Origin of the sequence: Campylobacter sp. RM12647 (assembly GCF_020138135.1) — a bacterium.
In the GTDB taxonomy this organism is placed as follows: Bacteria; Campylobacterota; Campylobacteria; order Campylobacterales; family Campylobacteraceae; genus Campylobacter_E.
On sequence record NZ_JACGAS010000008.1, the window covers coordinates 34,623 to 59,275 of the forward strand.

At 28.1% G+C, this 24,653-nt stretch carries 23 protein-coding genes; 14 read left to right on the plus strand and 9 right to left on the minus strand.

The window, feature by feature from the left end; translation table 11 throughout:
* The 6 genes from AVBRAN12647_RS04465 to rplU are packed head-to-tail and all read right to left on the minus strand — an operon-like array spanning position 1 to position 4,025.
* Positions 1-771: a ParA family protein gene (locus AVBRAN12647_RS04465; RefSeq protein WP_214117378.1), complete on the minus strand. Its 771-nt coding sequence runs from the start codon at positions 769-771 to the stop codon at positions 1-3.
* Positions 768-1,505: a biotin--[acetyl-CoA-carboxylase] ligase gene (locus tag AVBRAN12647_RS04470; protein ID WP_239802997.1), complete on the minus strand. Its 738-nt coding sequence runs from the start codon at positions 1,503-1,505 to the stop codon at positions 768-770. The genes AVBRAN12647_RS04465 and AVBRAN12647_RS04470 overlap by 4 nt, the downstream gene beginning before the upstream one ends.
* Entirely contained in the window at positions 1,498-2,406 is a 909-nt protein-coding gene (fmt, locus tag AVBRAN12647_RS04475; protein ID WP_336614757.1) for a methionyl-tRNA formyltransferase, read from the minus strand. The genes AVBRAN12647_RS04470 and fmt overlap by 8 nt, the downstream gene beginning before the upstream one ends.
* A 24-nt stretch (positions 2,407-2,430) precedes the next feature.
* Complete coding sequence (obgE, locus tag AVBRAN12647_RS04480) at positions 2,431-3,423, minus strand: GTPase ObgE (protein ID WP_214149696.1); 993 nt, start codon at positions 3,421-3,423, stop codon at positions 2,431-2,433.
* 24 nt (positions 3,424-3,447) lie between these two features.
* Entirely contained in the window at positions 3,448-3,705 is a 258-nt protein-coding gene (gene rpmA, locus AVBRAN12647_RS04485; protein WP_214117382.1) for a 50S ribosomal protein L27, read from the minus strand.
* Between the two features lie 11 nt (positions 3,706-3,716).
* Positions 3,717-4,025, minus strand: a complete 309-nt coding sequence (gene rplU / locus AVBRAN12647_RS04490; RefSeq protein ID WP_214117383.1) for a 50S ribosomal protein L21 — start codon at positions 4,023-4,025, stop codon at positions 3,717-3,719.
* A 182-nt stretch (positions 4,026-4,207) separates the two neighbouring features.
* On the opposite strand from rplU, the gene AVBRAN12647_RS04495 reads away from it, so the two are divergent.
* From AVBRAN12647_RS04495 to AVBRAN12647_RS04520, 6 genes are all read left to right on the plus strand, one after another.
* Positions 4,208-5,326: a PilZ domain-containing protein gene (locus AVBRAN12647_RS04495; protein ID WP_214120243.1), complete on the plus strand. Its 1,119-nt coding sequence runs from the start codon at positions 4,208-4,210 to the stop codon at positions 5,324-5,326.
* Positions 5,327-5,329: 3 nt separating this feature from the next.
* Positions 5,330-5,974: a glycerol-3-phosphate 1-O-acyltransferase PlsY gene (gene plsY / locus AVBRAN12647_RS04500; protein WP_442862272.1), complete on the plus strand. Its 645-nt coding sequence runs from the start codon at positions 5,330-5,332 to the stop codon at positions 5,972-5,974.
* Positions 5,959-6,276, plus strand: a complete 318-nt coding sequence (locus AVBRAN12647_RS04505) for a dihydroneopterin aldolase (protein WP_214117386.1) — start codon at positions 5,959-5,961, stop codon at positions 6,274-6,276. Before plsY ends, AVBRAN12647_RS04505 begins: the two co-directional genes overlap by 16 nt.
* Before the next feature lie 74 nt (positions 6,277-6,350).
* Positions 6,351-7,022 (plus strand): response regulator transcription factor, encoded by a 672-nt coding sequence (gene hsrA, locus AVBRAN12647_RS04510; RefSeq protein WP_214117387.1) that lies wholly within the window; start codon positions 6,351-6,353, stop codon positions 7,020-7,022.
* A gap of 14 nt (positions 7,023-7,036) precedes the next feature.
* The gene (locus AVBRAN12647_RS04515) at positions 7,037-8,254 is read left to right on the plus strand and encodes a sensor histidine kinase (protein ID WP_336609498.1); all 1,218 of its coding nucleotides are present in this window, start codon (positions 7,037-7,039) and stop codon (positions 8,252-8,254) included.
* A 10-nt stretch (positions 8,255-8,264) separates the two neighbouring features.
* Positions 8,265-9,722, plus strand: coding sequence for a Ppx/GppA phosphatase family protein (locus AVBRAN12647_RS04520; RefSeq protein ID WP_214149695.1), 1,458 nt, complete (start codon positions 8,265-8,267; stop codon positions 9,720-9,722).
* Positions 9,723-9,733: 11 nt separating this feature from the next.
* Here AVBRAN12647_RS04520 and AVBRAN12647_RS04525 read toward each other — a convergent pair whose 3' ends face one another.
* The gene (locus AVBRAN12647_RS04525) at positions 9,734-10,612 is read right to left on the minus strand and encodes a lactate/malate family dehydrogenase (RefSeq protein ID WP_336608403.1); all 879 of its coding nucleotides are present in this window, start codon (positions 10,610-10,612) and stop codon (positions 9,734-9,736) included.
* A complete protein-coding gene (gene metK, locus AVBRAN12647_RS04530) occupies positions 10,609-11,808 on the minus strand; it encodes a methionine adenosyltransferase (RefSeq protein WP_214117391.1) in 1,200 nt (399 codons plus the stop codon). The genes AVBRAN12647_RS04525 and metK overlap by 4 nt, the downstream gene beginning before the upstream one ends.
* 100 nt (positions 11,809-11,908) lie before the next feature.
* Here metK and sstT point away from each other — a divergent pair, with 100 nt between their 5' ends.
* The 3 genes from sstT to AVBRAN12647_RS04545 are packed head-to-tail and all read left to right on the plus strand — an operon-like array spanning position 11,909 to position 16,846.
* On the plus strand, positions 11,909-13,138 hold the full coding sequence (gene sstT / locus AVBRAN12647_RS04535; RefSeq protein ID WP_214149693.1) for a serine/threonine transporter SstT: 1,230 nt from the start codon (positions 11,909-11,911) through the stop codon (positions 13,136-13,138).
* A gap of 1 nt (position 13,139) precedes the next feature.
* Positions 13,140-14,837 (plus strand): M3 family oligoendopeptidase, encoded by a 1,698-nt coding sequence (locus tag AVBRAN12647_RS04540; RefSeq protein WP_267523930.1) that lies wholly within the window; start codon positions 13,140-13,142, stop codon positions 14,835-14,837.
* Positions 14,834-16,846: an ATP-dependent helicase gene (locus AVBRAN12647_RS04545; RefSeq protein ID WP_336614758.1), complete on the plus strand. Its 2,013-nt coding sequence runs from the start codon at positions 14,834-14,836 to the stop codon at positions 16,844-16,846. The genes AVBRAN12647_RS04540 and AVBRAN12647_RS04545 overlap by 4 nt, the downstream gene beginning before the upstream one ends.
* 24 nt (positions 16,847-16,870) lie before the next feature.
* Here AVBRAN12647_RS04545 and AVBRAN12647_RS04550 read toward each other — a convergent pair whose 3' ends face one another.
* Entirely contained in the window at positions 16,871-18,073 is a 1,203-nt protein-coding gene (locus tag AVBRAN12647_RS04550; protein ID WP_336614759.1) for a tRNA guanosine(34) transglycosylase Tgt, read from the minus strand.
* Between the two features lie 30 nt (positions 18,074-18,103).
* On the opposite strand from AVBRAN12647_RS04550, the gene AVBRAN12647_RS04555 reads away from it, so the two are divergent.
* The 5 genes from AVBRAN12647_RS04555 (at position 18,104) to AVBRAN12647_RS04575 (ending at position 24,645) form a co-directional block, all read left to right on the plus strand.
* A complete protein-coding gene (locus AVBRAN12647_RS04555; RefSeq protein WP_336614760.1) occupies positions 18,104-19,483 on the plus strand; it encodes a TrkA C-terminal domain-containing protein in 1,380 nt (459 codons plus the stop codon).
* 144 nt (positions 19,484-19,627) lie between these two features.
* Entirely contained in the window at positions 19,628-20,989 is a 1,362-nt protein-coding gene (gene gdhA, locus AVBRAN12647_RS04560) for an NADP-specific glutamate dehydrogenase (RefSeq protein ID WP_214117397.1), read from the plus strand.
* A gap of 96 nt (positions 20,990-21,085) precedes the next feature.
* Positions 21,086-23,353: an outer membrane protein assembly factor BamA gene (gene bamA / locus AVBRAN12647_RS04565; RefSeq protein WP_336614761.1), complete on the plus strand. Its 2,268-nt coding sequence runs from the start codon at positions 21,086-21,088 to the stop codon at positions 23,351-23,353.
* Positions 23,354-23,362: 9 nt separating this feature from the next.
* Positions 23,363-24,196, plus strand: coding sequence for an acetyl-CoA carboxylase, carboxyltransferase subunit beta (gene accD / locus AVBRAN12647_RS04570; protein ID WP_214117399.1), 834 nt, complete (start codon positions 23,363-23,365; stop codon positions 24,194-24,196).
* On the plus strand, positions 24,193-24,645 hold the full coding sequence (locus tag AVBRAN12647_RS04575; RefSeq protein WP_214117400.1) for a 23S rRNA (pseudouridine(1915)-N(3))-methyltransferase RlmH: 453 nt from the start codon (positions 24,193-24,195) through the stop codon (positions 24,643-24,645). Before accD ends, AVBRAN12647_RS04575 begins: the two co-directional genes overlap by 4 nt.
* Positions 24,646-24,653 lie beyond the last annotated feature (8 nt).

Genomic DNA, 24,653 nt, shown 5'->3' on the forward strand with positions numbered 1-24,653 from the left:
CTATCCTATTAAAGAATGTGCTAAGCTTTGATAAGCAACACAACCTGGAGATTTTATATCATACAATATTATAGGTTTTCCAAAACTTGGACTTTCTGCTAGTTTTACATTTCTTGGAATTATTACTATCTCTCCATCTTTTCTAAATAACTTGCCACTTAAATGCTTTTTAAGTTCGGCAACCGTATCCTTTGAAAGATTATTCTGTGGGCTATACATAGTAGGTAAAATTCCCCTTATTCTTAACTTCGGATTTATTGCTTCTCTTATATTATGAATCGTCCTTAAAATATGTGCTAAACCTTCTAATGCTAAATATTCACATTGAATCGGGATTATTACATCAGTGCTTGCTGCAAGTGCATTAATCGTGATATTTCCTAATGCAGGTGGCGAATCTATTATTATATAATCATATCTATTTACAACATCTTTTAAAGCTTTTCTTAAAATTTGTTTATTATTTACACCTGTTCCTAATTCTTGCTCAAAATTAGTAAGAACAATATTTGATGGAGCAAGGTCTAGTTTATTCAAACTTGTCTTTAAAATAATCTCATCTAATGTTTTTTTACCACTTAATACATGATATATATTAAATTCAAAATCACTTCTTTTAAATCCGTAGCCTGTGGTAGCATTACCTTGTGGATCCATATCTATTAGTAAAACACTTTTTTCAGCTACCGCAAGAGAAGCTGCTAAATTCACTGCCGTTGTTGTTTTACCTACCCCACCCTTTTGATTAGCTATTGTTATAATTTCACTCATCTTAAACTATATATCCTTTTGTTATCTACTAAAATAGAACCATCTTCATATAATTTTACATCATTTAATGAATAAGTATTATCATCATTTTTAAAATAAAACGATCTACTTAATTCAAAATCACTCTTATAATAATCAAAAATTTCTTTCCAAGAAATATTAAGATTTATTCTATCAAAAAAAGTTTTAAGTAATGTTGAATATGAAATATCTATATCTAAAATATTAGCATCTACTGGTGCTGTAGTTATGTTTATACCAATACCACAAACTAATTTATCTTTTATTTTTGCAGTGATTAGCCCTCCAATTTTTTTATTATCTAAATAAAAATCATTAGGCCATTTGATAAAAACTTTTGAACCAAATTCTTTTAAGACTATTTTCATTATCATAGAATAATATATACTAGCTGATTGAATAGGTAAATCATCTGGTAAATTATCATTAAAAAAAGATAAATATAAATTATTTTTTATATCTAAATTAAATTTATTATATTCATCAAAAAATATAAAATCTATATCTTTAAAATACTGATTATGAATCTTAGAATTTATATTGCCAAATGAATCGGTATTATCGCTAACCCAATTTCTATTACAAGAGCCAATTCCGTTAGTTTGTTTAAGCGTAGCCAATGCAAATGCGTGTTCTTTAAAACCATTTCTAATAGCATTTATAAGCTCAACTTGAGTTGAACTTATACAATTACAAAAAGCTAGATTATACAATGCTATCTCCTTGTTTTAACCTTTTACCATTTAAATATACATTAGCATCTAAAGACTTTTTACCTGCATCTTGCAATTTATAAACTTTTAAGCTGCCTTTTTTACAAGTTAAAATTAAATAATTTTTACCTATTTCTTTTATAAGCCCTTCTTTATTATCACTTTCACATTCATTCAATTCAAGCTCATTTAGCTTTAAACCATTTTCTAAAAATATATTAGGCCAATCATAAAATGCTAAATATTTTTGATATATTTCTTTAGCATTATTTAGCTCAATTAAACCATCTTGTTTTTTGATAATTTTTGTATGAGTTGCCTTTGAATCATCTTGTTTAATAGGTTGAAAATAATTTGGATTTTCTAAAAATTCCAAAAGCATTTTTGCTGATAATTTAGACATTTTGTCAAATACTTGTGGAGAATTTAAATCCTTAATATTTAATTCTTGTTGATATAAAATATCTCCAGTATCAAGACCTATATCCATATTCATAAGTGTAACTCCACTTACAATATCACCATTTAAAATAGCACTTTGTATAGGTGAAGCTCCTCTATAATAAGGAAGTAAACTAGCGTGAGTATTAACACAAGGTGCTATGTCTAAAATCTCTTTTGGTAGTATTTTTCCATAAGCTGCAACTATTATAAAATCTGGTTTTTTATTGCTAATTAAATTTCTAATCTCTTCATTATTTCTTAAGCTTTTTGGTTGTGCTAATTCTAAGTTTAGTTTTAACGCAATCTCTTTTACTGGACTTGGAGTTAATATTTTTTTTCTTCCAACTTCTTTATCTGTTTGGGTTAAAACTAGACTTACATTATGAAATTTACTAAGCTCTTCTAAAATAAATGCCGAAAATTCGGGCGTGCCCATAAATACTATATTTTTTTTCATGATATACCTAAAAATTAAGATATGTTATTCAAATAACATTTTTGATAAAGATAATTTTAACTCTTTAATACCATCATTAGTAACTGAAGATATTTTTGTAACAAAAACTAAATTATCATATCTTTTTAAATACTCATTTAAAAGTTCTAATTCTTGAATCAAATTCTCTTTAGCCACATCACATCTTGTGATTGCAACTGCAAATTTAAAATCATTCAAGCCATAAGCTTCAAGTTCTTTGTATAAATTAATAAATTGTTCTTTAATGCTCATTTCTTTAAAACTATCTAGCATAAATAATAAGCATTTTGACCTTGATATGTGTTTTAAGAACTCATATCCTAAACCTTTTCCTTCGCTAGCACCTTCTATAATTCCTGGTATATCAGCCATTACAAACGAGTAATCATTAATATCTACAACACCTAATTTTGGAGTAAGAGTTGTAAATTCATAATCAGCAATTTCTGGCTTAGCATTACTTACTATACTAATTAAAGTAGATTTTCCAACATTAGGATATCCAACTAATCCAACATCAGCAATTAATTTTAATTCAAGTCTTACTTCTAGACTTTCTCCTTTTTTGCCAGGTTGAGCGTATGTAGGTCTTTGATTAACAGAACTTTTAAAATGTCTATTTCCAAGGCCACCTAAACCACCATTTAGTAAGACTATTTGCTCTCCTAAACTCGTAAAGTCATGTAAGATTTCATTGGTATTAATATCAATAATTTGAGTACCTATTGGAACTTTTATTTCTAAATTCTCGCCTTTTTTACCACTTTTATTTCTAGGTAATCCACAATCACCATTACTAGCTTTCAAATGTGTTTTGCCTTTAAAATGCGCTAAAGTATGAAGATTATTATCACAAATAACCACTACATCGCCACCACGACCGCCATCGCCACCATCAGGACCACCTAGTGGTACATGTTTTTCACGGCGAAATGAGCTAGCACCCGCTCCGCCGTTACCAGAGCTCAGCCTAATTTTTATACTATCAACAAACATTACCTAAGCTCCTTTTAATTTAAATTATACTGCAGGATATACAGAAACTTTTTTGCGGTTTTTGTCTTTTCTTTCAAATTTAACAAAACCATCAACTAAAGCAAAAATAGTATGATCTCTTCCCATACCAACATTTGCTCCTGCGTGAGTTGCTGTTCCTCTTTGGCGAATAATAATATTTCCAGCTCTTACAAATTCTCCACCAAATTTTTTAACACCTAAACGTCTACCTATAGAATCTCTATTATTTTGAGTTGAACCTTGACCTTTCTTGTGTGCCATTGTATTTCTCCTTACGCTTTAATTTCTTTTACTACTACGCGAGTAAATTGTCTTCTAAAACCTCTTTTTAATTTAGAGTCTTTTCTTCTTCTTTTCTTAAAAATTACAACTTTTTTATCTTTTCCTTCGTTGATAACTTCAAGAACAACTTTCGCTCCACTAACAAAAGGGGTACCGATTTTTAATTCTTTATCGTTAACAGCTAAAACATCTGTAACTTCTACGATAGACTTTTTCTCTGCTTCAAAGCGATCTAACTTTAATTCGTCGCCAACACTTACTTTGTACTGCTTACCGCTATGTTTAAAAATAGCATACATAATTCATCCTTTGTAATTTAGTAAGTCCCATCAAGCACTTTAAATATTAGAAATTTAAAGATTTAAATAAGCTTAAATGAGTTGTAAAAAGCGAATACTATCAAAAAATCATTAATTTTTATTTAAAAATTTATTTTTTTTGCTACACTAATGCTATTTTTAGTTTAAAAGGAAACAAAAACATGAGTTTTGAAGGAAGAGACGAACTAGTTAATTCTAGTATTAATTATTTTGAAAAATATACACACAAATTTATTAATAACATACAAGCTTATTATAGAAGCGAAGGCAAAATTTTATCAAAAAATTGTGAAGATGCTTACGAAGAATTATTTTCTATGTTACTAACAAAAGATTTTAGTATAGAAAGAGGTAAGGAATTAGCCAAGACAAAAGACTTTGATAGAGCTTGCTTTTTTGAATTTTTATTAAAAACTTATATAGATTTTTCTAAGCATATTATGAATAATGGATTAAACAATAAATTAGTTGTTAATCTTGCCTTTGCATTGGAAAGATATGGTTCAATTTTTTGCACAATTTGTCACGATTCTACGACTGCACAAAGTTCAATTAATGTATTTTCAGCAAGTAGTTCTGGTGGATTTTTTATACACGAGAATTTTATAGATACATTTAAAAAAATGTATTCTGTAGGAGAAAAATTAGAATTTTTAAATCTTTATAATGGTGTTCCTGTTAGAACTTACGGAGAAATTTTACAAGTTGAAGATGCGAGTATAGTTGTAAAAGTTGATTTAATGCAAATTTTAGCTATGAAAGAAGAAGATTGCGCTTATATAGTTCAAAATCAATATTTGCAAAAAAATATTAAAGCAAATATTTTATCTGTTAATATTGTAAATTGCACGGTAACTTTAAATAATTTTGAAAGCCAACCATATATGCACGCATTAAAAAGAGCATATCCTAGAGTGCATCCTAATGAATTTACTAAAATAGCACTAACTCATGAAGATGGAAGGGTTGCTAATGGAAAATTATTTGATATTTCAGAAGGTGGAATTGGTGTTGTTTCTAATGAAGATGTAGGATTTAAAAGAGGTGATATTTTATCATCTTACATTTGTTTACATATGCCTCATTCAAATGAAGCAGTTGAGTTTAATTTAAAATTTAAATTAGTTGTTTTAATTGTATATCAAAATGCTTACAGATATTGTTTAGAGATTTTACCAGACCAAGAAGATGCTAAAAAAATCCAAGAATTTGCAAGCAGAAGAGTAGAAGAAACTTTAGTAGAGCTTAAAAATCAATTAAGCCTATATAAAAGAGATTAAGATATGAATTTTATTACATTCGTAATTGACTTGTTTACAAATAATAATTTAATTTGTATGCTAATAGCCTATTTAATAGGCTCAATTCCTTTTGGATTAATATATGCTAAAAAATTTGCTAATGTTGATATTAAATCTCAAGGTTCAAAAAGCATAGGAGCTACAAATGTATTAAGAGTTGTAAAACAAGTTAATCCAAAATTGGCTAAAAAATTAGCAATAGCTACTATGTTAAGTGATTTTTTAAAAGCTATGCTTCCAATTTGTATTGCTATGTTTTTAGATATAAGTGAAGCAACAATTTGGGCTATGGCAGTTCTTAGTGTTATAGGACATTGCTATAGCATATTTTTAAGCTTTAATGGCGGTAAAGGCGTAGCTAGTGGGGCTGGAGCTTTAATACTATTAGTTCCTTACTCTGTAATTATAGGTCTTATTTTTTGGCTAATAATCGGAAAAGTATTTAAAATATCTAGCTTAGCATCATTAATAGGATTTAGTATTGGAGTAATTAGTGCAGAATTTTTATACCCTAATATTAGTATTAATTCTCACGCACCAATATATTTAATATTATTTTTTGTGTTCTATAAACATATACCAAATATTATTAGATTGATTTTTAAAGACGAATGCAAAGTCATATAAAAATAAAAACAAAATTTAAATGTATAATAGGCTTATTGGAATTTGAAAGATTAGAAAAGCAAACAATAAGCCTAAAAATAAATGCAAAAGCTGATAGTTTTTTAGACTATGCTAAAGTAACTAAATTATCAAAAAAATATTTAAAATCAAAAAAATTCTTTACCTTAGAAAAAGCTAATAAAAAACTAGCAAAAAAAATAAAAATCAAATTTCCACAACTAAAAAAAATAAAAATTGAGATTATTAAATTAGAGATTATGAAAAACACAAAACTTAGTGCTAAATACAAAAAAAAATATTAAAATAACTTTAAAAAAACTTGAATATTTGCTTAAATTGTGTTAGCATAACCTTAATTTTACTTTAAGGAAAAAAAATGCGTATTTTAGTAGTGGAAGATGAAATATCTTTAAACAAGACACTAGCCGAAGGTTTAACTGAATATGGCTATCAAATAGATGCGTGCGAAAATTGTAAAGATGCTGAATATTATATCGGTATTAGAAACTACGATTTAGTATTGACAGATTGGATGCTTCCTGATGGTGATGGCACTGACTTAATACATGTTGTAAAACATAAATCTTCAAGAACTTCAATCATAATTTTATCTGCAAAAGATGATAAAGAAAGTGAAATAAGCGCTTTAAAAGCAGGTGCTGATGATTACATTAAAAAACCTTTTGATTTTAATGTATTATTAGCTAGAATTGAAGCAAGACTTAGATTTGGTGGGTCAAATACAATTAAAATTGATAATTTAGAAATAGACCCAGATGAAGAAAAAATTACTTATAAAGGTAAAGAAATTGAATTAAAAGGTAAACCTTTTGAAGTATTAACCCATCTTGCAAGACACTCTGATCAAATAGTATCAAAAGAACAATTATTAGATGCAATTTGGGAAGAACCTGAACTTGTAACTCCTAATGTAATTGAAGTTGCAATCAATCAAATTAGGCAAAAAATGGATAAGCCTTTAGGTATCTCAACTATTGAAACAATAAGAAGAAGAGGCTATAGATTTTGCTTTCCCAAAAAAGCATAAGAAATAAATTTTTCTTGCAACTAGCATCTACTATTACGGTGCTAGTTGTTATTTTTTCAGTTCTGTCGTATCAAATTCTAAAAATTAATATAATGCAAAATGAATTTGATAATTTAATCAAAAATGCTATTAGTATTATTGAAGTGAATAATAGTTCAAACTTTATTATTTTTAAAGACTATAAAATAATTCATTTAGATAAAAAAACTATGAAACCAAACTTTCAAATAATCAATGAAAATGATAAAAAAGTCTTGATTTTAACATATCCTTACAATGAATTTGGGGATTATATAATATTAAAAAAAGATATAAGTCAATCAATTAAAATTCTTGATACTATTTTTATATCTTTATTTTTAATAATTATTATTGCTATTAGTTTGATTATTTTTTATTCATTATTCTTATCAAGAATATTATCAATGCACCTAAAAGAATTAAGCGTTAAAGTTAGTAGGTTTGATGATAACTTTACAAATAGATTAGATTATAAAAACTATCCATTAGAGTTTAAAGAAATCATAAGTAGTATTAATCACTTAATTACTAGAATTCAAAACTATAATATGTCTCAAAAAGAACTATTTATAGGAATTGCTCACGAATTAAAAACTCCTTTAGCAGTTATAAAAGCTAAAAACGATGTAACGCTAATTAAATCAAGAGATAGTGAATATTATATTCAAACCATTAAAAACTCTAATGATAGCATAGATAATATCAATAAAATCATAAATGAAATTCTTAAAATTGGCAGATTAGAAGGTGCGCAATTTGAAGAGCCAAATGAAATAGACTTAATTGATTTTATTAGACAAGAAAGCAAAAATTTCAGCCTATTAGGCTCAAAAACAGGACAAAAAATAGAACTTAATCTAAACCCAAATGAATTAAAAATAAAAATACAAAAAACCTTATTCTCACAAATTTTACAAAATTTTATTCAAAACGCATTTAAATTTTCTCAACCAAATACAACAATAACAATTACAACTTTCATCAATAATATGACTTTTTATCTATATGTAGATGATATGGGTTGTGGAATTAGTGAAGATAAAGATTATTTTGCACCATTTAAAAGATTTGGAGATAAAGAAGGCGTTGGATTAGGACTTTATTTATCAAAATCAGCTGCAACCGCACTAAAAGCTGAAGTATCATTAGAAAATAGAAAAGATATGCAAGGAACAAGGGCTATTTTTTCTATGAAAATCAAAAAAAATTAAGAGAAGAAATATGGCAAAAAAAACTGCAATTATTGATTTAGGTTCAAACGGAATTAGAATGGCAATATATGAAAAAACTTCAAGATATGGTTTTTATATATTAAACGAACAAAAAGTTAAATTTCGTTTGGCACAAGGTGCTTATGAACAAGATAATGTATTGGTAGAAAAACAAATCAAAAAAGCTTACGAAATAATAAAATATTTTAAAACTCAAGCACTTAATTTTAAATGTAATAAAATATTTTGCATAGGAACATCAGCTCTAAGAGATGCAAAAAATAAAGCTGATTTAATTAACCTATTAAAAAAAGATTTAAAACTCAATATCAAAACTTTAAGTGGAATGGAAGAAGCATATTTAAGTGGTTTTGGAGCTATTAATTTACTACCTAAATTAGATGAAAAATCAATTTGTTTAGATATTGGTGGTGGTAGTGCTGAATTGTGTTTGTGTGAAAATACAAAAGTAGTTAAAACTTTCTCGCTTGACCTTGGAACGGTGAGATTAAAAGACTTATTTAAAGACAAATTTAATAAATTAGAAAAATATATAGATAATTATTTAGAGCAAATCCCTGATGATTTTAAAGCTTCTATCTTAATTACAATAGGCGGCTCATTAAGAGCTATTAGCAATGCTATTATGGAAAAAAACAATTATCCTTTAAGTCAGGTTCATGCTTTTTCTTATCAAGTAGATGAAGAAAGTGAATTTATAGAAAAAATTATAAATTGCAAAAATTCAGAACTTAGCTCGCTAGGAATTAAAAAAGAAAGACACGATACCATTAAAATGGGTGCTTTAGTCTTTTATAAAATAATTAAAAAATTAAAAATTAAGCAAATAATTACAAGTGGTGCTGGAGTTAGAGAAGGAATATTTTTAAAAGACTTATTTAAACACCACAAAGGGTTTCCAGCCAATTTTAATCCGAGCTTAAAAAGTCTTGAAGATAGACTAATTAAATACAAATCAGGCTCACTGGTTAGTAATGTTACAAGATTATTTAATACTTTAAATGAAATTCATTATGTTGATAAAAAATATCTAAAACACTTAACATATGCAGCAAAGCTCATTGAAACAGGTTTATTGCTTAGTTATTATTCAAACCATAAACATAGTGCTTATTGTGTTTTAAGTGGTCTAAATTTTTGTATAAAACACGAAGATAAAGCACTAATAGCAACTATAATAGAACAACACGGCAAAAAAATAAATTATGAGAATTTAAAATTAAAAAAATTATTGCCAGATGAAAATACCATATCTTGGCTTAATTTTATTCTAGCATTTTGTAATGCTTTAAATAAGGCTAAAGAAAACGAAATTTGTGATTTTTCTTATAAAAATAAAACTTTATATATAACAAAAAATACAAATAATTTCATTATGCAAGAAGCTATTAAAAAGATTAGCAAGCCAAAAAGTTTTAATGTATATATAAACAATGAAGAGATTTAACTCTTCACTAATTATTTAATAGAATTAATAGTCTTTAAAATATAATTTTTTGAGATTTCAAGTTTTTCTTTTTCATCTTTATTTAAGTCTAATTCAAGAACTTTTTTAATACCACCCTTACCCACTACAACCAATCTTGAATAAGCTAAATTATCTTGAGTAAAACTAATAGGTGTGATTAAATTCTCATCATCTTTAATAGCTTTAATAATTCTTGCAATTACACTTCCTATTCCAAATTCTGTTTTACCTTTTACTTTAAAAATTTCTCCACCCTTAAAGCGAACTCTGTTTTCAATCTCATCTAAATTAAGGTTAAACTCATTAATATTTTTACCGCCCACAAAGGCATTGCTCTTATAAAAAAACTGCGTATCTCCATGCTCTGCTAGCATAAAAGCATTTATATTTTTATAAGAAATTCCTAATTTATTAGCAATTTCAATCTTAAGCCTTGCACTATCAAGCGTTGTGCCTGTTCCAATTACTTTAAAAGTATCTAAGCCGCTTAATTTTTGAGCGTAATAAACAATGCTATCATTTGGATTTGTAGCTATTAAATATATACCATTAAAGCCCTTTAAGGCATTAATAATTTCTTTTAAAGGTTCATAATTAGCCTTAAGTTCAAGCGTTCTATCAGGCTCGATACAAGTTGTATATGCTAAGACAATAAGGTCACATTTTACTAATTCTTCTACCTTGCTAACAGCAAAAATCTTAGAATTTGAATTGGTATTTTCAAGACTATCTTCTAAATCAATCTTACTTGCGTTTGCTAAGCCATCTTTAATATCGTATAAATAAAGCTCGTTTGCTATATTTTGACTACTTAGCATAAAACTTGCAGCCGAACCAACGGCTCCAAGTCCAATAATTCCTATTTTCATTTTAATAAACTCTTAAATAATTCAACGCTATCAAGCTGCTCCCAAGGATAACTTGCAACTCCAACTTGCCCGTAAGTCGCAACATCAGCATAAGAAAATCCAGCTTTACTAGGCTCATCTAATCTAAATTTTTCTTTAATCCATCTAGGAGTTAATGCAAAATTTCTTTCAACAAATGCACTTAAAATATTATCATCAACACTTGCATTTGTCCCCATACAATCAACATTTACGCTAATTGGTTTTGCAATTCCTATTGCATAGCTAATTTGCACTATACATTTTTTAGCTAAGCCACTTGCAACTATATTTTTTGCTACATATCTAGCTGCATAAAGCCCACTTCTATCAACTTTTGTGTAATCTTTTGAGCTTTGTGCACCTCCTCCTATTGGGCTATATCCACCAAAACTATCTACTATTAATTTCCTTCCCGTTAAGCCACTATCGTGAAGGCTTGAGTGATTTACATATCTTCCTGTTGGATTAATATAAATAATGCAATCATCTTTATTAAATAGCTCTTTTGGTAAGCCTGAATTACAAATTAAATTCATAATTTTTGAGCGAACTTCATCAAGACTTAGGCTACTTACGCTTGGAGCTGAAACTACTATTGTATGGATTTTTTTAGGCTTACAATTTTCATAATTTTCCTTGCTCTCATAGTCAATTGTAACTTGAGTTTTAATATCAACTCCAAATTCATGTGGATTATTTAGAGCATATTCATATACTTTATTACAAATCATTCTCGCATAAAAAATCGCAGCAGGCATAAATTCAGGTGCTTCGCTACTTGCAAAGCCAAACATCATACCTTGATCACCCGCTCCCATTTCTCCATCACTTTTATCAACGCCTTGATTAATATCATTACTTTGCTCGTTTAATAACACTTGCACTTTAACATCACTTGGGTGTAAGCATTCAGCCTTGCTAAAATGAGAATTTTCTTTATAACCTATTTTAATTAAAGCGTTTTTAACTACTTCTTCATATTCACTTTCACTAACCTTTAAATTAGATTTAATCTCTCCACCAATTATTACATTCTTTCCAGCGACAAAAACCTCACTAGCAACGCGAGCATTTTTATCATAATTTATATGCAAATCAACAATGCTATCAGCAATGATATCAGCACATTTATCAGGGTGTCCTGCACTTACTACTTCACTTGTAAATAAATACATTTATTATCCTTTAATAATTAAATTTTGCCTAATTTTAGCCTTTATAGTTAATGTTTTGTAAGAGAGATTTGCTATATTTTTGCCTTTTTAAGGAGATATTATGAGCGTCTTAAGTTCAATGATTAAAAGATATAAAAGTACTAATTTAATTATAAAAATTATGATTGGTATTGTTGTAGGTGTTTTTGTTGGAATTTGTATTCCTAGTTTTACTGATTATACTTCTTTATTAGGAGATTTTTTTATAGGTGCTCTAAAAGCAATTGCTCCGATATTAGTATTTATTTTAGTTCTTAGTGCAATCTCTACTAGAGAATATGGAAATGGAACTAAAAAAATAAAACAAGTAATAATTTTATATTTAATAGGAACTTTCTTAGCTTCTGTTTGTGGTGTTGTTGCTAGCTTTTTATTTCCTACAAAACTTATATTAGAAATACCAAATAATATTGATTTAACCCCGCCAAGTAGTGTTGCTATGGTATTTAAAGATTTATTATTTAAAATGATAGAAAATCCAGTAAGTGCATTAGCTAATGGAAATTATATTGGAATTTTAACTTGGGCTATAGCTGCTGGAATTGCACTTAAAACTTGCTCAAAAGAAGTAAAAAAAGTATTTATAGATATTAATGAAGGTACTATTAAAATTGTTGCTTTCATAGTTCGTCTAGCTCCTATTGGTATTTTTGGTCTAGTAAGCACAAGTGTTGCTAAAACTGGTGTAGAAACTTTAGCTGATTATGTTTTATTACTATTAGTATTAGTTGGGACTATGCTATTTGTAACATTTATAATCAATCCATTAATAGTATTTGTAGTTACTAAGAAAAATCCTTATCCATTAGTTTGGGTTTGTATAAAACACTCTGCAATTTATGCGTTTTTTACAAGAAGTTCAGCTGCAAATATTCCTGTAAATATGGCACTATGTTCAAAAATTAATGTTGATAAAGAATTATATGGAGTATCAATTCCACTAGGTGCTACAATTAATATGGCTGGAGCTGCTGTTACTATTTCTGTTTTAGCACTTGCTGCAGTTCATACATTAGGACTTAATATTACTTTTACAAACGCTATACTACTTAGCTTTTTAGCTGCATTTGCTGCTTGTGGAGCTAGTGGGGTTGCTGGTGGCTCACTTTTACTTGTTCCTTTAGCGTGTTCATTATTTGGGATAAATGATGATATTGCTATGCAAGTAGTTGGGGTTGGCTTTATAATTGGAGTTATTCAAGATAGTGTTGAAACAGCTTTAAATAGCTCTACTGATGTGCTATTTTCTGCAATTTGTTCTGATACTAAAATAGATTTAAGTAGGGTATAAAATGGAATGGGATTTAAGCATAATTTATAAAAACAAAGAAGAATTATATAAAATTTTAAAAGATTTAGAAAATCAAGCAAACGATTTTGCTTTAAAATACGAAAATAATTTAAAAAATGAAAAAGAATTTGAAAATATAATTTCAAAATTAGAAAGCATTTATAATGAGTTAAGCCGTGCCGGAGCTTATGCGTATTTACATTTTGCAAAAGATAGTGCAAATGGAGCATTTTTACAAGAAATAAGCACAATTTGCACTAATATTGAAAGTAAATTGGTGTTTTTTGAAATTGAGTTTTGCGAATTAGAAAACGCACAAGAAATTGCAAATAATTGTAAAAAATATTCATATATGCTAAATAATTGGCTAAAAGCTAAAAAATATCAATTAAGCAAAAGCAACGAGCAAGTATTTATGAAAATGAATATAAATGGTAAAGAAGCATTTTCAAGATTATTTGATGAATACTTAAGTAATATTACCTTTAAACTTGATTTAAAAAAAATCAGCGAAGAAGAACTATTAAGCAAACTTTATAGCCCTGATAGAGCTTTAAGAAAAAGAGCAGCCGATGCACTTACAAAAGGACTTAAGAAAAATATAAAAACTCTATGCTTTATTTTTAATATGATTAAAAATAATCACTTAAGTGAATGCGAGCTAAGGGGCTATGAAAATCCTATGCAAGCAAGGAATTTGAGTAATCAAATTGAAGATGAAAGTGTAAAAAGCCTAATAAAAGCAGCCGAAAATAATTATCATTTAGTAGAAAATTATTACAATAAAAAGCGTGAAATTCTAGGTCTTAAAGAATTAAAAGACTATGATAGATACGCTCCACTTTATGATGATATTAGCAATGATTGGGATTTTGAGAAATCTTGTAAAGTTGTAAAAGATACTTTTAATAAATTTAGCCCAAAATTTGCTGAACTTATGCAAAAAGCACTTGATAATAAAGCTCTTGATGTATATCCTGCTAAAAATAAGCGTAGTGGAGCATTTAGCTATGGCATAAATCCTCAACCATTTGTAATGCTAAATCATACAAATAATAGAAGAGATTTATTCACTTTAGCACACGAATTAGGGCATTTAATCCATCAAAGTCTAGCAGGAGAAAATCTAGGGTATTTTAATGCAAATACTCCGCTAACTACAGCTGAAACTGCTAGTGTTTTTGCTGAAATGCTAGTTTATGACGCTATTAAAGATACGCTTAGCCCTAAGGATAAAAAAGCACTTTTGGCAAGTAAAATTGAAGATATATTCGCAACATTTTTTAGACAAATTAATTTTACAAATTACGAAATCGCTCTACATAATCACGAAGGTGAATTAAGTGTTGATGAGTTTTGCGACTTATGGTTAGCTGAAGGGCAAAAAATGTTTGGTAGTAGCGTAAAACTACGCAAAAAATACAAATATTGGTTTAGCTATATCCCACATTTTATCCATTCGCCGTTTTACTGCTACGCGTATTCTTACGCACAATTATTAGTTTTAGCATTATTTGGACTTTATAAGAGTGGAAAATGTGCTAATTTCGTAGAGCTTTATACAGAATTTTTAGCAAGTGGTGGAAGTCGCTCTCCGGCTGAATTGGTAGGACTTTTTGGACTTGATTTAAATAGTGATGAGTTTTGGCAATTAGGAATTAATGAAATTGCTAAAATGGTTAAGGAATTTTGCGAATGAATTATTTAGATAGACTAAATCCTGCTCAAAAACAAGCCGCTACATTTGTAGATGGAAGTTTATTAATCTTAGCTGGTGCTGGAACTGGCAAAACTCAAACAATGATTAGCAGATTAGTCTATTTAATAAGTGAAGTTGGAATTAGCCCTGAATCAATTTTAAGCCTTACATTTACAAATAAAGCCGCAGCTTCAATGAAAGAAAGAGCTATAAAAATGCTAAATGAAATAGGCTATAGTAATAATTTACCAATTTTAAGCACATTTCATAGCTTTGGAATGGAGTTTTTAAGTGAATATATAGAATTATTAGATGGAAGAAGAAGAAAAAATTATAGACTAATTGATACTGATGATAAAAAGGCTATGATTAAAGAATTTGTTTTAGAAAAAATTAGAAAAACTGATATAAATTTTTTAAGTAAGGATAAAAAAGATAAAGAAATCTTAAAAGATGAAAAAGAGTTTTTAAGAAATAAAACCAACGAAGCTATGGCTTATATAGATAGGGTTAAAAATACCTTAGAATTTGAATTAGAAAATGAAAATCACGAAATATATTTAGATTATGAAAAAACTTTAGAATACAATAATTTAATAGATTTTGATGATTTAATAATTCTTCCACACGATATTTTAAAAAACAATCCAACAACAGCTACAAAAATTAGCAATCAATATTCATACATAATGGTAGATGAGTATCAAGATACTAATTTAGCTCAATTAAAATTATTAAAATTATTATGTAAAGCTCATCAAAATATCGTTGTAGTTGGAGATGATGATCAAAGTATTTATTCATTTCGCCACGCAAGAATACAAAATATATTAGGATTTTCTGATGATTTTCAAGACGCAAAAATCATTAAATTAGAAGAAAATTATAGAAGCACAAAAACCATATTAAATCACGCAAATAGCTTAATAGCAAACAATAAAACAAGATATGGAAAAGAGCTATTTACAAATAATGAATTTGATATAGATATTACTAAATTAGAAAATTATTATGAAGTAATTTACGAGATTAAAAGTCTTATAGAAAAAGGCGTAAAACACAATGAAATCTGTGTTTTATATAGAATGAATATGAGCGGAAATTTCATTGAGCCTAGATTAATTAGTGAGAATATACCTTATAAAGTTATTGGTTCTGTTCCGTTTTTTGAAAGAGCGGAAATTAAATTACTCATAAATTATCTAAGACTTTATGTGGATTTTAACGATAACTTGGCCTTTAAAAAAATCATCAATATGCCTAAAAGAAAATTTGGTGAAAAAGCCTTAGAAAAATTAGAGAATTTATCTAAAAAACCATCTTTATTTGAAAGTTTAAAAGATAATTTAGATAGTTTTAAAAATATTGAAATTAAAGAATTTATAGAGCTTTATACTACAACTCAAGATAAATTCGCTTTATTTTTAAATAAATTAGCTTCTCTTGAAGTTCATAATTTATTTGATAATCCAAAATCAAGAGCTGAAAACTGCTCGGTATTTTTTGATATTATCAAAAGAGAATGCGGCTTTAATGCTGATATTGCTAAGCTTACTAATTTTTTAAATAAAATCATCTTACAAGAACAAATAATAAAAGAAAATAATAACGCAATTAATCTTATGACTATTCACGCTAGTAAAGGATTAGAATTTGAATATGTATTTTTAATTGATTGTGATGGTAGCAAAATGCCTTGCACTTTTATGGGTATTTTTGATATTGAAGAAGAGCGAAGATTAGCTTATGTAGCGATGACAAGGGCAAAACATAAATTCTATTTACAATATGATTATACAAATCCAAGTATTTTTGTAAATGAAATTATGTATAAAAATACTAGCAATACTAGTATAAATAATTCTACTAATGAATTTAAAGTAGGAAATGCAGTAAATCATAAATTATTTGGTAGTGGAAAAATACTTGCCATTGAAGGCAATTTAATTAGCGTAAATTTTCAAGGAAAAATTAGAAAGCTCAATAAAGACTTTCTAAGTTTAGCTTAAATAATATTAGTATTTAAACTAATATTATTTATAAATCTCTTTAAAATTCTTATAAAAATTAGCAAAAGTTTTATTAGCTATATTTTCTCTAATCTCACTCATTAAATTTAAATAATAATGCAAATTATGAAGACTTGCTAAGCGAAAAAATGTAATCTCTCCAGCTTTAAACAAATGATGAACATAAGCACGGCTGTAGTTTCTGCAAGTATAACAAGAGCAGTTTTTATCAATTGGCTCATTATCATCTTTCATAAAACTAGCCTTTATATTTATTTTGCCAAAACTTGTAAATAATGTGCCATTTCTAGCATTTCTAGTAGGCATAACGCAATCAAACATATCAACCCCACGAGCGACATTTTCTACCAAATCAAGCGGAGTTCCAACTCCCATTAAATATCTTGGGCGATTTTGCGGCATTTGTGGGGCTAGTTTTTCTACCGTTTCATACATTAATTCATTTGGCTCTCCAACGCTTAGCCCACCAATTGCAAGTCCATCAAAATAATATTCATTTTCAGCATCTAAAATACCTTTTAAACACTCACTTCTTAGCGTATGATTAGTCCCACCTTGAACGATAGCAAAGATATTTTGCTCTCTTTTTAATTCATTTGTATAAAGCTTTTTAAACTCGCTTTTATAAAGCTCTTTTGAATATTTTTGAAGCAAGGTAATTTCATCTGTATTTTGAAATTCTTTTTTCATCTCAAGCGAGAGTTTAGCCCAATAAATAGTGCGTTTAAGACTTGCTTTAATCCTTTCTTCACTAGCAGGTAAAGCACATAAATCATCTAAAACCATACAAATATCACTATTTAATAAATACTCCGTTTTTAAAACACTTGCAGGTGTAAAATGATGTAAGCTCCCATCAATGTGGCTTTTAAAGGTAATTCCATCATCACTATGTTTTGTATTTTTACTTAGTGAAAAAGCTTGAAATCCACCACTATCAGTTAGAAAGCTTCCATTAAATTTAGTAAAATTATGTAGCCCGCCGTGTCTAGCTATCAAATCAGCACCTGGTCTTAAATAAGTATGATAAGTATTTGCTAGGATTATTTTTGCTCCTAAAGTCTTTTGCATATCGGTTGCATCTAGGGCTTTTACGCAGCCTTGAGTTCCTACTGGCATAAAACAAGGAGTATTAAATTCCCCGTGAGCTGTGCTTACTTTACCAAGCCTAGCATTATTATCTGTTGAATATAAATCAAATTTCATTATAATTTTCCTTTATAAAATGGAGTTGTTATGAAAAAAATATTAGTTTTAGCTAAGGTTTGTGTTGCAAATCACTTCTTAAAAGAACTTGCAAAGTTTAAGGATAGCACAAAAGAATATATAATCGTTTGCCAAGATGATATTAATTTTAAGCATAGTTTTACTCATATTAAAATTGACCCTACAAATGCTGCAAGACTTAAAAATTATGTAAATAGTAATCTTGAACTTGTATATTTATTATTTGATAATGATTTAGATACAAGGCTTGCTTATGATGCTATAAGATTTATTGATAAAAGAGTAAGAATTGTAGTATTATCAAATAATAAAGAATACGAAAATGATAGCTTTTGCACCCTTATTAATCAAGAAGAAATGACTACAAATCATTTGATAGATATTTTGCCAAATATGCCAATGATAGCAAGAGATATTGGACTTGGAATTGGCGAGATTATGCAAGTATTTGTTCCTGTTGGTTCAATTTATGCAAACAAACATATAAATGCAATTGCGCAAGAATTTTATAAAATCGCATTAATTTATAGAGATAATGAAATAATTTTACCAAAACCCGATACTCAAATTCTAGCAAATGATGAGCTAGTTTTAGTAGGTGATCCAAATATTTTAAATCTAATGTTTTCAAGGATTAAAGGTCAGGTAGGACAATTTCCTAGCCCTTATGGAGATAGCATTTGCGTTGTAATTGATATGAAAATTGATGAAAATATAGACAATTTAATAAATACAGCACTTTTATTACACGCAAAATCTAATAGTTCAAGACTAATTTTTTATGTAGTAAATCCTACAATAAATAAAGACCTAGAAAAATTAAAGAAACTTAAAAGAAAGACAATAATAGTCCATATTAAATATGAAGATATATCGGTAAATAATGTAGTTTTAGAGTTTTGTAATATGTATTCTGGACTATTTATTACAAGTAAAGAAATTTTTAAAAAAAATATAGCAACTTTTTATGATAGTTCTATGCCTGTTTTAAAAATAGGAACAATAGATTTTGCAAAGCTAAATACTATAGCTTGCATAGGTTCAGGCTCTCTTAGAGTGGAGAATTTGACATCTACTTTATTAGATATTTCTTTAATACTTAATTTAAATGCAAAAATGATGTATTTTGATAATGCAAATCCTGTAAGTGATGATTTAATAGAGCATATAAATATGCAATCACAATTTTTTAATAAGAATTTAGAATTAGTAGAATACAAAAGCAAAAACCCATTATTAGAGCTAAAATTTAATCCATACATAATACATTGTTTAGGATTTGAAAAGCATATAATCAAAACGAATACTTTAAAATATTTATCTAATGATTTTTCAAAACTTTACGAAATACTAGACGATAATTATCAATTATTCATACCAATAGTTTAAAACTTCTAGGAATTTAAATCATTTTAAATTCCTAAAATTAATCACAAATTTTTATTAATTTTTTTCATATATTTTTCTTCAAAATTTTTATCATAAATTTAATTTTTTTTGTATAATATTTTTTTATTTTTTAAAGGAGAAAAAATGAGTGCAAAATCTTATGTAAATGAAACACTTGAATTAATCAAAACTTATTCATCTAGACAACCTATATTCTTACAATGTGCAACTGAAGTTTTAAAATCAGTTACACCATTACTAGAAAGCAACAAGCAATACGAACAACACGCAGTATTACAAAGACTAGTAATGCCAGAAAGAACAATTATTTTTAGAGTTGTATATATTGATGATAGCGGTAAAGCTCAAACACATTTTGGCTACAGAGTTCAATTTTCTAGTGCTCTTGGACCTTATAAAGGTGGTTTAAGATTTCACCCTACGGTAAATCTTGACATTTTAAAATTCTTAGCATTTGAGCAAATCTTTAAAAACTCTTTAACAGGACTTTATATAGGTGGTGGTAAAGGTGGGGCTAATTTTGACCCTAAAGGCAAAAGCGATGCTGAAATAATGAGATTTTGCCAAGCATTTATGAGCGAACTTAGCAAACACATAGGCTATTCAACCGATGTACCTGCTGGAGATATTGGTGTTGGTGCTAGAGAGCTTGGATATATGTTTGGAGCTTATAAAAAAATTACTTCTAAATTTGATGGAACTTTAACAGGTAAAAAAATTAGCTGGGGTGGTTCATTAGTTAGAAAAGAAGCTACAGGATATGGAACGGTTTATTTCTCAAAAGAATTGCTAAAAGAAAAAGGCGAAGGCTTTGAAGGAAAAACTTGCGTAGTTTCAGGTAGTGGAAATGTGGCTATTTATACTATTGAAAAACTTTATGAATACGGAGCAAAAGTTGTTGCAGTAAGCGATAGCGATGGCTATGTTTATGATAAAGATGGAATTGACTTAGACCTTTTAAAAGAAATTAAAGAAAACTTAAGACTTCGTGTAAGTGATTATGCTAACCGCAAAAAAGGTGCAGTTTTTGTATCTAAAGTAAATTATGAAAAAGGAACAAATGGAATTTGGAGTATTCCTTGTGATTATGCTTTCCCTTGTGCAACACAAAACGAACTTAGCTTAATAGATGCAAAAAACTTATATAAAAATGGCTGTAAATTAATCGCTGAAGGTGCTAATATGCCTTGCACACTTGATGCACAAAAATTTATTTTAGAAAACAAAATATATTATGCACCAGCAAAAGCAGCAAATGCTGGTGGTGTAGCTACAAGTGCGCTTGAAATGCAACAAAATGCAAATATGACTTCTTGGACATTTAACGAAGTTGATGAAAAATTACATAAGATTATGAAAGATATTTACGCTAGAACTGCAAATACTGCTAAAGAATTTGGATTTGAACACAATTTATTAGCAGGAGCAAATATTGCAGGCTTTAAAAAAGTTGCAGATGCTATGATAGACCAAGGCTATATTTAAGCCGAAAAGCCCTATTTTTAGGGCTTTTTTTACAAACTTAATATTAACTTTCTTTTATTATTATTCTTTCTTCAAAATCAAAAAATCAGGTTAAATATGAAAAAAATTATATATGTAAGTGCTATTAGTTCTTTGATTTATGCAAATACAATAAGTGATATTGAATTTAAAGGTTTATATCACTTGTCAAAAGAACAAGCCTTAAAGGCTGTGGATTTAAAAATTAATGATGAAGTTAATATATATAAGATAAATGATGCGGTTAAAAACCTTTTTTCTTATGGATATTTTGATGATATTTATGTTGATGAAAATAATGGAAAGCTAATATTTAATGTTGTAGAAAAACAATTCATTGCAAAAGTAAATATCAAAGGAACTTCAAGTAATGATAAAAAGCAAATAGAATCGTTTTTAGGTATTAAAAAAGGCGAAGCTTATAATGATAGAAAAATAGAAGAAGCAAAAGAAAAAATAATTCTATACTACCAATCTCGTGGATTTTATGATAGCGTAGTTGAAGTTGATACTCAAGAGCTTGAAAATAATGCTGTTGTATTAAATTTCAACATAAATAGAGGCGAAATCATAACAATTAAAAAAGTTAATTTAATAGGTGCTAAAAAATTAGACTATAGTGATTTTGACCCTGTAATAGCAAATAAAGAAAAAGAACTATTAGGTTGGTTTTGGGGATTTAATGATGGTAAATTATACTCAACCGAACTACCAAACGACCCTGCTAGAATTAAAGATGAATATATGAAAAAAGGCTATCTTGATGCTAATGTATCAAATCCTTATTTAGAAGCTAATATGCAAACTTACAAAGCAGAATTAACCTATTATATAAGCGAAGGTAAACGCTATAAAATAGAAGAAATCACAATAGAAAACCCACTAGAAAATGAAGTGAAATTTAACTTAAGTGATTTAAGAAGCAAAAAAGGAAAATATATTAATTCAGAAAAAATTCGTTCTGATATAGAATTAATTAAAACCAAATTCCAAGATAAAGGATATGCTTTAGCAGAGGTTTATCCTGATATTGCTAAAAATGATGCTGATGGAGTTGTAAAAATTTATTTTAGAGTTAATCTAGGAAATAAATACAATATTGGTAAAGTAATAATTAAAGGCAATGATAAATCTTTAGATAAAGTAGTAAGAAGAGAATTATTCTTAACCGAAGGAATGCAATTTAACAAAACAGATTTAAATGATAGCATTATAGCACTTAGAAAAACCGGTTATTTTGAAGAAGTAAATATCACTCCAAAACCAAGCTTTACGGGAGATATTGATTTATTAGTAGATGTAAAAGAAAAATCAACAGGCTCAATTACTGGTGGTGTTGGTTATAGCACATCTGATGGATTCTTAATTAACGCATCTGTTAGCGATAGGAATATCTTAGGTAGCGGAATGTATGGTGGGATTAATTTAGAAAAATCAGATAAAGATGTAACTGGTAAAATCTTTTTAAATAATCCTAGGATATTTGATTCTAAATACTCAACAGGCTTTGATATATATAGCTACAAAAGAGATTGGGATACTTATGAAGAATACAATAATGGTTTAGAACTTAGCATTGGTAGAGAATTAGCTAGATTTTGGGGAATTGGAGCTATTTATAATTACGAGCAAAGTGATTTAAGAAAAGCAACTATTGAAATGATTGCAAGTGGTGAAAAATTAGGCAAATCAAGAAAATCAGCTATAACTCCATATTTATATTTTGATAATACTGATGATTTTTACTTACCAAGAAGTGGTATTTATAGTAGAGCAGCATTTACTTATGCAGGGCTTGGGGGAGACCAAAAATATAAAAAATTTGCCTTTGATTTTAAGTATTATAAAGGTTTAAAAGAAGATTTTGACACCGATTTAATTTTTAGATTTAGAACATCATTTAATAAATTATTTAATTATAAAGATACACCAATTAACTCAAGATTATATCTTGGTGGTTTAAGAAGTGTTAGAGGATATGAAAGTGATAGCATAACTCCAAGGGGTATTGGATATTATGATACAAATACTCATACTAAAGTAGATAAATTAGGAAACGGAGTAATTGCTTATCCTTACGATAAAGGTGGAGCGATTTCACTTAATTCTAGTGTAGAAATCAATTTCCCATTAATTAATAAATTAAAACTTCGTGGTTCAATTTTTTATGATTATGGTATGATAGGCGAAAAAAAATTAAATGAGATTAAAAGACAAAGTGCAGGAATTAGTCTTGATTGGAGCACACCAATGGGACCATTAGTGTTTGTATTCTCAAAACCTATTGATAAAAAATCAGGGGATAAAACAAATACATTTGAATTTAGCATAGGAAGTCAATTTTAGGAGATAAGAATGAGTTTTGCAGATATTTTTAAAATTAGAAGAACACAATCAAAGCCAAATGAAGCACCAAATCACTGGGTAAAATGTGATAATTGTCATGCTTTAATGTATTATAAAGAAGTTGCAAGTTGCTTTAATGTATGCCCTAAGTGTGGCTTACATATGAAAATAAGCCCTAATGAAAGAATAGAAATGCTAGTTGATGAAGGAAGTTTTATTGAATATGATAAAACTTTAAGAGCTAATGACCCATTAAAATTCGTAGATTCAAAAAGCTATAAAAAACGCTTAAACGAAAGCGAAGAAAAAACAGGCAGAACAAGTGCAGTAATTTCAGGGGAATGCAAAATCGGTGGAATTGGCGTTCAATTATGTGTGTTTGACTTTTCTTTTATGGGTGGTTCGCTAGGAAGTGTTGAAGGCGAAAAAATCGTTCGTGCAGTTCAACGCGCTATGCAAAAAAAAGAAGGACTTATAATAATTAGCGCAAGTGGTGGTGCTAGAATGCAAGAGAGCACATATTCACTTATGCAAATGGCTAAAACATCAGCTGCATTAAAATTACTTGCTAGAGAAAGACTTCCTTACATATCAATTCTAACTAACCCTACTTTTGGTGGAGTATCAGCGTCTTTTGCTTGGCTTGGAGATATTGTAATTGCTGAACCTATGGCACAAATTGGCTTTGCTGGTGCTAGAGTTATTAAGCAAACTATAGGAGCTGACTTACCTGAAGGATTTCAAAGTGCTGAGTTTTTATTAGAGCATGGACTTATTGATTCTATTGTTCCAAGAGCTAATCAGCGTGAATTTTTAAGTGATTTTTTACGATATTTTAAATGAATATAAATATTTATTTTATTCAAAAAAAATTAGAAAAATTAAGCGAATTTGAAAATAGATTTATAAAATTAATAAATCAATTTTCAAAACTTAATCTAAATAATGTATTTTCAAAACAAATCGCAAAAGCACAAGATTTGGGCTCAAATGAAGCTAGAATAGAATATGCAAAAGCTTATATGCCTTATAAAAAAACTTTTAGTATAGCTTTAAGTGAAAGGGGCAAGAGCATTGATAGTATTGAGTTTGCTAAGTTATTGCAAGATAAAAATGAGATTAATTTTTTTGTAGGTGGAGCTTTTGGATTTAATGATGAGTTTTTAAATGAATGTGATTATGTATTGAGTTTTTCAAAACTTACATTTTCACACGAAATTGCAAGGATTGTATTGTTAGAACAAATTTATAGGGGTTTTTGTATAAATTCAAATCACCCTTATCATAAGTAAAGGATTGT

What these genes read in the sequence shown, in the direction of transcription:
- AVBRAN12647_RS04465 (WP_214117378.1), bottom strand. Translation starts at nt 771, where the DNA reads ATGAGTGAAATTATAACAATAGCTAATCAAAAGGGTGGGGTAGGTAAA.
- fmt (WP_336614757.1), bottom strand. Translation starts at nt 2,406, where the DNA reads ATGAAAAAAAATATAGTATTTATGGGCACGCCCGAATTTTCGGCATTT.
- obgE (WP_214149696.1), bottom strand. Translation starts at nt 3,423, where the DNA reads ATGTTTGTTGATAGTATAAAAATTAGGCTGAGCTCTGGTAACGGCGGA.
- rpmA (WP_214117382.1), bottom strand. Translation starts at nt 3,705, where the DNA reads ATGGCACACAAGAAAGGTCAAGGTTCAACTCAAAATAATAGAGATTCT.
- rplU (WP_214117383.1), bottom strand. Translation starts at nt 4,025, where the DNA reads ATGTATGCTATTTTTAAACATAGCGGTAAGCAGTACAAAGTAAGTGTT.
- AVBRAN12647_RS04495 (WP_214120243.1), top strand. Translation starts at nt 4,208, where the DNA reads ATGAGTTTTGAAGGAAGAGACGAACTAGTTAATTCTAGTATTAATTAT.
- plsY (WP_442862272.1), top strand. Translation starts at nt 5,330, where the DNA reads ATGAATTTTATTACATTCGTAATTGACTTGTTTACAAATAATAATTTA.
- AVBRAN12647_RS04505 (WP_214117386.1), top strand. Translation starts at nt 5,959, where the DNA reads ATGCAAAGTCATATAAAAATAAAAACAAAATTTAAATGTATAATAGGC.
- hsrA (WP_214117387.1), top strand. Translation starts at nt 6,351, where the DNA reads ATGCGTATTTTAGTAGTGGAAGATGAAATATCTTTAAACAAGACACTA.
- AVBRAN12647_RS04520 (WP_214149695.1), top strand. Translation starts at nt 8,265, where the DNA reads ATGGCAAAAAAAACTGCAATTATTGATTTAGGTTCAAACGGAATTAGA.
- AVBRAN12647_RS04525 (WP_336608403.1), bottom strand. Translation starts at nt 10,612, where the DNA reads ATGAAAATAGGAATTATTGGACTTGGAGCCGTTGGTTCGGCTGCAAGT.
- metK (WP_214117391.1), bottom strand. Translation starts at nt 11,808, where the DNA reads ATGTATTTATTTACAAGTGAAGTAGTAAGTGCAGGACACCCTGATAAA.
- sstT (WP_214149693.1), top strand. Translation starts at nt 11,909, where the DNA reads ATGAGCGTCTTAAGTTCAATGATTAAAAGATATAAAAGTACTAATTTA.
- AVBRAN12647_RS04540 (WP_267523930.1), top strand. Translation starts at nt 13,140, where the DNA reads ATGGAATGGGATTTAAGCATAATTTATAAAAACAAAGAAGAATTATAT.
- AVBRAN12647_RS04545 (WP_336614758.1), top strand. Translation starts at nt 14,834, where the DNA reads ATGAATTATTTAGATAGACTAAATCCTGCTCAAAAACAAGCCGCTACA.
- AVBRAN12647_RS04550 (WP_336614759.1), bottom strand. Translation starts at nt 18,073, where the DNA reads ATGAAATTTGATTTATATTCAACAGATAATAATGCTAGGCTTGGTAAA.
- AVBRAN12647_RS04555 (WP_336614760.1), top strand. Translation starts at nt 18,104, where the DNA reads ATGAAAAAAATATTAGTTTTAGCTAAGGTTTGTGTTGCAAATCACTTC.
- gdhA (WP_214117397.1), top strand. Translation starts at nt 19,628, where the DNA reads ATGAGTGCAAAATCTTATGTAAATGAAACACTTGAATTAATCAAAACT.
- bamA (WP_336614761.1), top strand. Translation starts at nt 21,086, where the DNA reads ATGAAAAAAATTATATATGTAAGTGCTATTAGTTCTTTGATTTATGCA.
- accD (WP_214117399.1), top strand. Translation starts at nt 23,363, where the DNA reads ATGAGTTTTGCAGATATTTTTAAAATTAGAAGAACACAATCAAAGCCA.
- AVBRAN12647_RS04575 (WP_214117400.1), top strand. Translation starts at nt 24,193, where the DNA reads ATGAATATAAATATTTATTTTATTCAAAAAAAATTAGAAAAATTAAGC.